This window comes from Rhodococcus sp. UFZ-B548 (assembly GCF_903819475.1).
Lineage (GTDB): Bacteria > Actinomycetota > Actinomycetes > Mycobacteriales > Mycobacteriaceae > Rhodococcus_F > Rhodococcus_F erythropolis.
Genome location: NZ_CAIJDS010000028.1, coordinates 77,042 through 86,721, shown reverse-complemented (window position 1 = coordinate 86,721; position 9,680 = coordinate 77,042). Strand labels below are relative to the sequence as shown.

13 protein-coding genes are annotated in these 9,680 nt (G+C 60.4%); 2 read left to right on the top strand and 11 right to left on the bottom strand.

Annotated elements, in window-relative coordinates; genetic code table 11:
* Positions 1–289: hypothetical protein (locus tag H7C86_RS37340; protein WP_259349274.1), on the top strand; the 289-nt coding region annotated here is incomplete at its 5' end.
* A 194-nt stretch (positions 290–483) separates the two neighbouring features.
* Here the strand turns inward: H7C86_RS37340 and H7C86_RS22450 are convergent.
* The 11 genes from H7C86_RS22450 to H7C86_RS22400 form a co-directional block, all read right to left on the bottom strand.
* Complete coding sequence (locus tag H7C86_RS22450) at positions 484–831, bottom strand: hypothetical protein (RefSeq protein WP_182262260.1); 348 nt, start codon at positions 829–831, stop codon at positions 484–486.
* 1,930 nt (positions 832–2,761) lie between these two features.
* Positions 2,762–4,003: a phage major capsid protein gene (locus H7C86_RS22445; protein ID WP_182262259.1), complete on the bottom strand. Its 1,242-nt coding sequence runs from the start codon at positions 4,001–4,003 to the stop codon at positions 2,762–2,764.
* Between the two features lie 282 nt (positions 4,004–4,285).
* On the bottom strand, positions 4,286–4,534 hold the full coding sequence (locus tag H7C86_RS22440; protein WP_182262258.1) for a hypothetical protein: 249 nt from the start codon (positions 4,532–4,534) through the stop codon (positions 4,286–4,288).
* 70 nt (positions 4,535–4,604) lie between these two features.
* Positions 4,605–4,790 (bottom strand): hypothetical protein, encoded by a 186-nt coding sequence (locus tag H7C86_RS22435; protein ID WP_182262257.1) that lies wholly within the window; start codon positions 4,788–4,790, stop codon positions 4,605–4,607.
* Between the two features lie 103 nt (positions 4,791–4,893).
* The gene (locus H7C86_RS22430; RefSeq protein ID WP_182262256.1) at positions 4,894–5,244 is read right to left on the bottom strand and encodes a hypothetical protein; all 351 of its coding nucleotides are present in this window, start codon (positions 5,242–5,244) and stop codon (positions 4,894–4,896) included.
* Positions 5,241–5,522 (bottom strand): WhiB family transcriptional regulator, encoded by a 282-nt coding sequence (locus H7C86_RS22425; RefSeq protein ID WP_182262255.1) that lies wholly within the window; start codon positions 5,520–5,522, stop codon positions 5,241–5,243. The genes H7C86_RS22430 and H7C86_RS22425 overlap by 4 nt, the downstream gene beginning before the upstream one ends.
* On the bottom strand, positions 5,519–6,922 hold the full coding sequence (locus H7C86_RS22420) for an AAA family ATPase (RefSeq protein ID WP_259349273.1): 1,404 nt from the start codon (positions 6,920–6,922) through the stop codon (positions 5,519–5,521). The genes H7C86_RS22425 and H7C86_RS22420 overlap by 4 nt, the downstream gene beginning before the upstream one ends.
* 38 nt (positions 6,923–6,960) lie before the next feature.
* Positions 6,961–7,686, bottom strand: coding sequence for a bifunctional DNA primase/polymerase (locus H7C86_RS22415; protein ID WP_182262254.1), 726 nt, complete (start codon positions 7,684–7,686; stop codon positions 6,961–6,963).
* Between the two features lie 96 nt (positions 7,687–7,782).
* Entirely contained in the window at positions 7,783–8,103 is a 321-nt protein-coding gene (locus tag H7C86_RS22410) for a hypothetical protein (protein WP_182262253.1), read from the bottom strand.
* Positions 8,091–8,402: a hypothetical protein gene (locus H7C86_RS22405; protein ID WP_182262252.1), complete on the bottom strand. Its 312-nt coding sequence runs from the start codon at positions 8,400–8,402 to the stop codon at positions 8,091–8,093. The genes H7C86_RS22410 and H7C86_RS22405 overlap by 13 nt, the downstream gene beginning before the upstream one ends.
* A 98-nt stretch (positions 8,403–8,500) precedes the next feature.
* Positions 8,501–8,701: an AlpA family transcriptional regulator gene (locus H7C86_RS22400; protein WP_182262251.1), complete on the bottom strand. Its 201-nt coding sequence runs from the start codon at positions 8,699–8,701 to the stop codon at positions 8,501–8,503.
* Positions 8,702–8,802: 101 nt separating this feature from the next.
* Between H7C86_RS22400 and H7C86_RS22395 the strand changes: the two genes are divergently transcribed.
* On the top strand, positions 8,803–9,561 hold the full coding sequence (locus H7C86_RS22395; RefSeq protein WP_182262250.1) for a helix-turn-helix domain-containing protein: 759 nt from the start codon (positions 8,803–8,805) through the stop codon (positions 9,559–9,561).
* The last annotated feature ends 119 nt before the right edge of the window (positions 9,562–9,680 follow it).

The window sequence follows — 9,680 nt, the reverse complement described above, 5'->3', positions numbered from 1 at the left end:
ACACGCCCACAGTTTCAGGACGAGTGGTCGTACACCACTCTGCTGGACTCAACCGGGCGGAACGTGGGTCCGAAGGCTCGAAGTACCAGACTCCGTCGAAAAGATCTGCCAGTCGATACTCGGATTGGCCGAAGAATTGGGACGTACTCCTAGCGATTCCGCGTCACCGATCGATCGAGTCCGCGAATACATGAGCGGACCATACCGCGACTGGAGGGGATTCGACGCTGAGGGGCGTCAGCGCATCGAGGAGGCATTCGAGAAGGCAGAATCAGGATCCTGCGGTTGAGCAACACTGGACGTCTGGTTCGCCCCTCGCACAACGGAATTCCGGACAACGACGTATCAACGCCATTCCGTTGGTGACAAATTTTCGTTCGTCAGCGACGGACCGGCCACTTCGATTTCCCAGGGTTTTCGATTCGATTTTCGAAGATTCTGTGACGCGGTTGTGGCCGAGGCTTCGACGGGTCTCGTCGTCCCTCAGGCGAAGGGCGCCGAGTCGACATGTACGCCTTCCGAACGCAGCAAATGCTCGGCCGCACGAATCAACAGGGTGAGGGATTCGTACGAGAGTCCCTCGGTTGCATGCATCAGCCTGTCCGGCGCCGGAATCGACGTGTCGCCCGGCGAACCCTCGGGTCTCCGCGCAGAAAGCACGGTCGAGAGTTCTCGTTGATTCACCACCTGACCTGTGCTGTTCGCTCGCTCGAACATGGCATTCAGCCGCTGGACGAGTTCCTCACCTTCGGCTGATCGAATAATGTTGCCGAACAGCCTGTTTCCGTGATCGGCTATGACACCAGGCGCGATCGAGTTCTTGATTGTCACAGTATGTTCTCCGTTACGTTGGTCTGTCAGGTTGATCAGGGGTGCGACCGGGAGCAACTCGCAGAGCCTTTATCTGTGCCGCCCAACGGCGTCGCGTCAATGAACAGCAGACCAATCTCCCCCGGCGCCAATCGGCTTCCGGTAGTGCGACCTTGAAGTTGCTGTTAACTTGCAGCTCTTCGTTACACTTTACCAATAGTTGTAACGATTCGACAAGTGTTTTGTTCCAATTGCCCGGTTTTCCGTCCGATCAGGGCAACTACTGAGCTCTCGCGGGCTGCGGATTCTGGGATTCGCGAAGCACGGCAAATGGACCTGCAGCAGACAACGACGGCGAGACAGCCCTCGACGGCTTTCGTACCCAATATTTCCCATCACCCCTGATCACACAACTAAACGTGATGGAGCGCGAAGTCCTCGACGCTGATGACCCAAGTCCGACAGCGCCTTTCAGACAAGGACAGGGCCCCGCGGTTGCGGGGCCATTTCCGTTTCCAGTCCTCGAGTAGCGTCGTTCTTCGACAGTCGGCTGCCGGTCAGCGCTTCAACGAATGGCGGCGCGCATTGCTCAGCAGTGGAACGGATTTCGACTGTTCACGTTGGCCACGATCTCGTAGCTGCGCATACGATCCCGAGTCGCATTCCTCCCCGAATCGGTACGGAACTTTCAGTCGCCAGTTCTAACGCGTCCAATCGGGCCCCACCTCGCCTGTTTGGGGGCAGTCGAGCCGCGGGGGGTCGGCTCGACTGCCTGCACTTACACCAGGCGAAGATGGTTTCTTGCCAGCTGTCTGCTTAACCAGCGTGCGTCGACGCTCAGGGGGTCACTGGAACGCATCGTCGTCACCTGTGGGCCGGGCTCGCGCCGGCAGGTACAGACAATTGTTCAGTGACCCCTGAGTTCGATCGTCGAAATCACCTTCGATCGCCGTGCGTAGGTACATCTAGAGCGTGACACTTCGGCTAGTTGAGCACATACGCTGAAATACCTGGATAGGTACCTACTTTTCCTTCGTCTTCCGAGTGGTCGCCATCTCGGTCACGTCCAGAAGCGTTGCACATCCGACACTGTCGGGAAATTGGTCATCTGGATCCGAGACTTTCACCTCATCTGCGATCGACGATCATGATGCGACGATTCGTTGGGTGACCACGAACGCTCGACTCAGACGCAACCGCAGGCGCATTGCCAGGCGATTCAATCCCAACAACGTGTGGGCAACTGTCCTGGTGATTGCACTTTGCGCACTAGTCGCCTTGGCGATCGTCTGCAGCATGATCTTCGACAAAAATCATTGGGGCTGACCCGCGGGCTCACGGCACCTGAACGTGGGGCGGGCGGGGCTCGAACCCGCGACCAATGGATTTTGGATTCACACTCTCCAAAGAATCTCGTCACCTCCTGTAATTACTTGCACTGCAACATCTTCCGAACAGATTCGGACTCATCACAGATCCGTCAAATCCCATTGATTCTCACTCATAAGCGATGAATAAACGATGGATTCAGAACCCCTTTATCCCCGTTCAAGTACTCCTGTAGCCCTTGAAGCTGTGTGAACACGGTGTCGTGTACATCTTGTTCCGTCGCGAGGGGACGAGAAGCAGTGACATCCAGGATGTCGCTGCTTCTCATTGGGCAAGAAGCAGGAAGTTGCGTGTAGAAATCGTCCCTTTTCGGTGACTACACCACGTGTGGCTAATTTAGCCACGCACGCCCACGACCTGCCTTTTTCGTTGACAGCGCGGAGAAGGTGAGTCGTGCTACGCGTGCGCGAGCCCCCTCAGTCCGTAGGAGGGAGAGAACCAGTTAACCGGTGGAGTGGTCCGCCCTGGTCAGATCGCCGTGATTGCAAGGCCCCCTCCCTGCCTGACAGCAAAGCACCCCGACTCGTTTCTGAGCCGGGGTGCTTTCGTTGTGCGGCCTGGGTCAGGCTGCGGTGGCGATCTTCACGACGCCGAGCGGCTGGTACACCGACAGGTGGTAGCGGGACTCGACGCGGGCCCGCATCAGGTTCTTGTCGAAGTTGTCGCCCGAGCTGTCCCACTTCAGTTCGACGTTCGCGTCAGTGTCGACGGCGAGGGCGGTCGGGTCGAGCAGCACTGCAGTCTTGGCCGGCAGCGCCGTGCAGATCGCAATGTTCACTCCCCAGAGGGTGCGCTTGGCACGATCGACCGGACCACCGAGCTCGAGACTGCCGGCCGAGTCGGTGCGGGCGAGCTCGAGCTTCTCCCAATCGGCGGGGCTGAGAACAAACGTGCCAGCAGTGTGGCCGATGCTCTCGACTGCGGTCACGGCCTTGCGAGTCGTGGTCAGCAGGTCCGTCGCGAACGCCTGCGACTGGATGCCGGACGTGTTCAGCAGGCCGGTCAGCTCGTTCTTCGCGGGCGGTCCGGTGACCTCACCGACACCGTTGAGAATCTGATTCTCGAGTGCGCGGTGAAGACCGTAGATCAGTTCTTCGCCGACGAACCGTTCGAGGTTGGCCACGTCCTCGAGGCTGTACTTGTCGATGCCTTCCGACAGGTGCGCGATGACCTTGAGCTCTCCGTCGACGGGAGTCAGCCCGTACAGCGAGGTCGGCTTGGTGTCACCGGACTTGACGACGGCAGCGTTGTTCGTGCGAGCAGTCTGGCGAAGGAAACGAAAGACCGGTGAGGACTGCGTGACGACGGGGATGGATGCCAGCAACTCGGAGAGAGGGCGTGCGGTGGTGACGATGTTCGGGGACACCGTGACCGATACCGCGGTCTCACCCGAAGGGAGCAGGCTCTTGGTGCCGAACGAACGTCGGGCAAGCGAGCGACCCTTGGCGCCGAACTGGGAATCGAGAATGTCGTCGTCGGGTCCGCCCGCGATCATGCCCTGAGCGGCGCGGCGGCCGAGCTTGGCGAACGACTTGGCGGAGACGTTGAAGTATCCCTTACCGTCTGCGCTGCCGGTCTCACTGGTCGCTTCGGCGCTCTCGTCGGCGATGTCGTCGAGCTTGCCGAGCAGCGCGGCGGCTTCCTTGGCCTTGGCGATGCTGGCATCGAGAGTTCCGATTTCGGCGATGAGTGCCTGTACGGCGGTGGACTGTTCTTCGGTGAGTTCGACACCGGCAGCCTTGGCGCCGTTGACGATCGCGTTGGCCTTGGCGAGAGCGGCGGCGCGCTTTTCATGAAGATTCATGGTGGGTACTCCTGGGCAGAAATGAATGTGGGTGCGCCTGGGAGACGGGCGGATTGGAGGCTTGACCGCTGGCCTCGCTGGGCGTCACGTTCTTTCGCGTGACCTCAGGGGCGGACGGGTTGACGCTCTCCGTGTACCGATGGTCTGACACCGGGTCTTGTGGATTGTGCTGGTGTGCAGGCGAGCTGGTCGTGGTCACACCGGGCGTTCGATAAGGGGTCGAACCTCGGGGACGGTTACCGCTCTGCCTGCACACCTGGCAGCACTTCGAACTATCCGTGATCAGCTTAGCAGTGTGTCGAGGTCGGAAAGCAAAGCCGTCTCGGCGTTTTCGGTTCCGAGTCCCTTTTCGAGGGCAACGGATGCGATATCGGCCACGGCCATCGTGAGGTTGAGGGCGTCGTCTCCGGTGTCGAGTTCGCCGAACACGACGTGCGCGGCGTGCAGATCCTTGCGGACGGCAGCGAGGACCAGGCGCAGGGCGCGGATCTTGTCGGTGTCGTCGATGGGGCGGGCGTTCTTGTCGGGCATGGGTTCACCTTTCGGGTGTCTGGTGGAAAAAACTTCGGGGAGAGACGTCCTGACTGCCCAGCGAAGGGAGTCAGGCGGTTGAGGGTCCGCTCGTGTTGCGACTCCCCTTCCCTTGGTCGGCAACCGTGGTGCTGAGCACTACGGTGGGCGCGTCAGCCAGAGCGTCGGCGATGGCTTCCGCGAGCTGATACGCCTGCTGCGGGGTCAGATGGTGCCCGAGGATGCGCAGGGTTCCCCGATGCCATGTCGCGGTCACTGCGGGCCGATGAGACGGGCACATTCCACTGCGAGCGCGGGTCTCCCGGCCGCACTCGGGATTCGAGCACGGCCGGAGATCACGTTGGACGATCACCTCGGGCCTAGGTCAGATCGCGGATTGCGTCGCTGGCTGCTTTCGACAGTCCTTCGCGGAGTTTGATTCCCGCCAGGTCGCACGTTGCGAGGAGTGGCTCGAGAATGTGTGCGGTCATCAGCTTGAGCGCTGCGGCTGTGACGTAACCGAACAGATCTACGCCAACCTCGTCGAGGTACTTCTTGCTCACCCTCGACAAGGCGGCCTCGTCGCCGCTGTTGATAGCCATGTCGTACATGAGCCTGGTCGCGGCGTTCTGAACGATGTCGATGTTCACTACCGCCGAGGGCAATCCGTTGTCGTCGACGATCATCACGTTCTCGGGTAGCGGCTGGTTGGGGTTGATGCTCTCGGTCATGATGCTGTCCTTCGTTCGAGTTCGGTGGTGGGTTGGCCGGCCCAGATTCCGGCGATGTGGTCGAGGTGTTCGAGCGCTACCTCGCGGCAGGGCGTGATGACCGGGCAGCGTCGGCAGACGGTGATCGCCTGGGCGTGTCGGGTCAGTCGATCGGTGGTGCTCTCCCCGTCCGCCTCGTGGTCAAACAGTTCGTGATGTCCGACGCACGAGGCACCGACAAGGCGGGGATCGAACAGTGCTTGCAACTCCGGCGCGGGTGGCAGTTTTTTCTTCGTCATGCCGGAACTCCGCTCGCGTCGGCGACGATGCACGCCACACACTTGCCGGATCTGCCGAGCGGCTCACCGCATTTCTGGCACTGGTTTTCTGAACCACGGTGTTCTTTATCGACATCGTGCTTTGCAGTGGGGCCAACGACCGTGCCTTGGCCCGACTGTGTTTTCTCTCCAGTGGGGCCAATCTGTTTGTGCTGGTCATCCCCAGTTGGGCCAGTTGGGCCAAGCTCACAGGTGTAGTGATCGCCTTGGCCTGACTGTGCGGCGGCACCAGGGAGCGTCTCTCGCGTAGATCCTGCGCTCTGCTCCCTGCCCCCCTCTGCACCCCCTCTGACCTCACAGGGAGCAGGGAGCACGCTCACAGGTGTAGTAACTTCCGGTTGCTCGGTGCCCCCCGCTTTCTCCCACCACCACGGTCCCGGATTCTCCGGCCGGAATGCTCGGACATCGAGGCGAACTTTCGCCCGCTTCGCCTTGTCCTTGGTGAACCCGGCTTGGTCGGCTGCAGTGTAAATCTCGGTTGCCAACACCGGTCCGTTGACCAACATGGCAGCGAGCCAAGCGTCGATTCCTTCGGTCGAAGAGCTGCCCTCTCCGGTCGGTCGAGAAGCGTCCCGAAGAACATCCCCGACGCTTCGGTCCGAGTTGCCGATGATGACGAACCGACCAACCTCGGCAGTCATGCCCGAGTCGGTAACAACTTCCTTCGACTCGATCCGGTACGTGAGGGCAAGGTCTTCCTCGCCGATCGAGTTCTTCTCTTGGCTCATGATCCGGTCGCCCTCGTCGGAGTTCGGATCTTTCGCGAATCCGAACACCGAGCGAGCCACCTCGCCGAAAGCGGACGAGCCGTTGATTCCGGCCACCACGTCACCGTTGCCGGACTTATTCAGGTGGGCGATACCGAGCACCACCCCGTCAATCGTTTCGGCGAGCTTGGCCCACGGCTCGACCAGCGAGCGAACCTCGTTGTTGCGGTTGATGTCCGTCTTCGATCCGATGGTCGACATCAGCGGATCCACAACGACGAGCTTCACCTCGTGTTCAAGCATCAGGTCAGTCAGGTCTGCCATGTCATGCGAGGACAGGAACCGGACCTCTTCACCGCCGATGTCTACAGTCGGAATGAGCACCCGATCCATGTCCGCACCGGCAGCGCGTAGCCCTGGCTTGACGACGTACTTCGAGGACTCTTCGGCGGCGATGTAGGCGATGTTGACCGGCTTGCCCTCCCAGTGCCCAGCCAGGGTGCCAGTGGTCGCGCTGGCTGCGATCCACCGACCTCCCGTCGACTTACCCGCACCTGGGCGACCTGCGAACAATGCGAGCGCGCCCAATGGGATTCGACCCTTGCCGTCGTAGGACCAAGCCCATACCGGCACGTCATCCTTCAAGTCCGACATGCGGACGAGCCGAACCCTGCGACCTGCTGGCTCGTCCACTACGCTGCCCTCCCTGTTGTCCGCTGAGCCGATCGCAGGCATGTGTCGAACTCTCCCTCGGTCAAACCTGTATTCAGTGCGGCAGAGCGGATCTCGGGCACCAGATCACTGCTCCCTCGTTCGAGTGCGCGGCACAACGCCCAGAACGTGATCTGATTTCGTCCACCGCCGACAGCATCAGCGACCTTGCGCACCAACCCATCCGAGCGGCGTTCAGGGTTCACCGTGACAGGTGACGGCTTGTAGACGGGTGGGGTGACAAGAGGGAGCAGCTCTTGCGGCAACGGTGCGATCGGAAGGTCACGTTCGATCCGGTACAACTTCCCGGTGTCCGGGTGTACCGATCCGGGCATGACCGTGTACCCGGTGCGCCACGTCTTGAGGTCGATTCCCTCGTGCCGCTCGAGTTTGCCGCGCACCTTGCCTCCGTGACGGAAGTACGCGTGTCGGCCACCCGATCCGGTGCGCACGACCAAAGTGTCGAGAACCTCAGGCATGTCGAGGGATTCGAGGTTGCCGCCGTTACGCGGATCTTCGTCGAGGACCATCACACCCTGGCACGTTCCGCCCCAATTGCATTGCGGGTACTTGTGAGCCTGACGGGTGAGCACGTCCCGGTTGGTGGTGAAGTCGTGAAATCCTCCCGGCAGGAACGCTTTCTTCCCGTCGAGCGGTCCGAGCGCGAACCCCAGTCCGAGCATGCGTTGTGTGTCCGGATGCACCATGGTGCTGCCTCGTTTCGTGGAAGTGGAATGCGCCCATGCAGAGAATCGTGAGGTTCTCGGCGATCAACAGGAACGCTAAGGCGAAAGATGTTGTGGTCATATGCCATTCACCCCGTCGAGCGCCTTCTGCGCGTCGATCGCTGTGACCAGTTGCGGCAGTGCTGCGAGCAGATCAGGGACACCTGTGTCCGGTATTTCCGTGAAGTCGTCGGTGCCTCGGACGAACTCGATGGTGTAGACCGGATCTTCGAACGTGCCGTCTTCGCGGTTTTCGAGGAAACGATGCGCCTGCACGATGACGCTGTCGGCCACCCACTGGGCGAGAGTGTCGATCCGACCTTCACCAGGTGCGATCCGCTCGCGGGCGGACAGTAGCGTCAAGACCACGAATACCTCGACGGCGCTCAAGAGAAGCACTCCGGATCAAGCTGAATCCATGCCTGACGAATCTCGGTGAGCACGTCGATCAGGGCCGGAATCTCGGAGGGGTGCAGCTCAGCGGGGCTGCTGTTCGCCGCTGAGAACTCGATGTACCACCTCGGCGCGTCCGCGCTACCGTCGTCGTCGCGGCAGTCGTACCGGGCCAGTGTGACGAGCGTCTGACCGCTGGAGGGAGTTGCACCAACTACGCGGCTGATTGCGTTGGTGTTGGCTCCGGCGCCGACCTCGAGCGTGGCAAGCACTTCAGCGGAGGTGGAGATTGTTGGTACAGTCACGGCTGATTCCTTCTCTGTGGTGGAGATTTTGGTGTCACTGCCCTGGACGTCGGCGGCAACCGACTCCGGGGCGTTTTTCGTTGCGGACTGGAATGGCATTAGGCCGCGTCCGGAGAGTCTGAGAACTGGGCATCTTCCCAGGCCACAAGGTCAGTCAGCTTGTAGCGGGCGAACTTGCCGATTTTCGCGAAGCGCGGACCTTTACCCAGGCTGGACCACTGCGCCAGCGTCTTGACTGGCAGCTTCAATCGGTCGGCCACCTCTTGGCGAGACAGCCAGTAATCCTCTGACGCGTGCATTCGTTCTCCTCATATTGGATATGCGATATTCGCATTTTGAGTATGCATGAGAACTACCGGTACTGCAAGCGGCATATCCAGTTTCCGCATACCCTGTTGAGATGAATCTCGAAGATCAGGTAGGTAGGCGGCTCGCAGAGCTTCGCCAGCAACAGGGCTACCGGCAGGAGGATTTTCTTGAGCTGCTGCACGCGCAAGGCGTCGAGTGGACACAAGCAACGCTGTCGCGCGTAGAGGGTGGCAAGCGCCCAATCAGGCTCACAGAGGCGTTCGCGATCTCCGAAGCCTTGGGTGTCGATCCGAAGGATTTAGGGCCTGACCGTACTGGGATTGGCTATCGCGTGGAGAGCCTCAAACCCCAGTTCAATCGACTCAAAGAGAATGCCGCTGAGGCGATCAAGAAAAGAGATGCCATGAGAGATGGCATGGCGGCGTTGCGCCTGGCCGATGCGCTTCGCAAGGACAGGAAAGCAACATTTGTCGCGAACGGAACTGCATCAAGATTCATCAATCTTGTTTCAACGTGGATCAAACCGACCAGCGAATCGGAGCAGTGGCGTGTGCCGAGCAGATACACCGATGCTCTAACCCTCCTGGGAATTGAGGAGTCATTTGAACCGACGCCCGAGGAGCAAGTTGACTACCGCCAAAACTTCGACGCCTGGCTGGTCAAGGTGTTACACGACAGATTCCCTAACCTCACATTTGTTGACACCGGCGCACGAAGGTTCTCGGTCCCCGGTCTCACGGAATCCTTGGACGTACCCGGCCCCCTCCCTCTCATGGGCGCTGATGGCTTGGCCGTCCATCTAGGCATTGATCCAGCTACCCATCTAGGCATTGATCCAAATGGCTGGTAGACCACAACTTCGAATTGGGCAGCACGGCAAGATAACTCGGCTACAACTCGGCAGTGACACCTACCTTGCCCGCTGCCGATACCGCGACGACGATGGCGTAGTTCGGATTGTCGAGCGGC

Excerpts from the sequence above, each read along its gene's own strand:
- H7C86_RS22445 (WP_182262259.1), bottom strand. The coding sequence starts at position 4,003 with ATGAATCTTCATGAAAAGCGCGCCGCCGCTCTCGCCAAGGCCAACGCG.
- H7C86_RS22440 (WP_182262258.1), bottom strand. The coding sequence starts at position 4,534 with ATGCCCGACAAGAACGCCCGCCCCATCGACGACACCGACAAGATCCGC.
- H7C86_RS22430 (WP_182262256.1), bottom strand. The coding sequence starts at position 5,244 with ATGACCGAGAGCATCAACCCCAACCAGCCGCTACCCGAGAACGTGATG.
- H7C86_RS22425 (WP_182262255.1), bottom strand. The coding sequence starts at position 5,522 with ATGACGAAGAAAAAACTGCCACCCGCGCCGGAGTTGCAAGCACTGTTC.
- H7C86_RS22420 (WP_259349273.1), bottom strand. The coding sequence starts at position 6,922 with ATGTCGGACTTGAAGGATGACGTGCCGGTATGGGCTTGGTCCTACGAC.
- H7C86_RS22415 (WP_182262254.1), bottom strand. The coding sequence starts at position 7,686 with ATGGTGCATCCGGACACACAACGCATGCTCGGACTGGGGTTCGCGCTC.
- H7C86_RS22400 (WP_182262251.1), bottom strand. The coding sequence starts at position 8,701 with ATGCACGCGTCAGAGGATTACTGGCTGTCTCGCCAAGAGGTGGCCGAC.
- H7C86_RS22395 (WP_182262250.1), top strand. The coding sequence starts at position 8,803 with ATGAATCTCGAAGATCAGGTAGGTAGGCGGCTCGCAGAGCTTCGCCAG.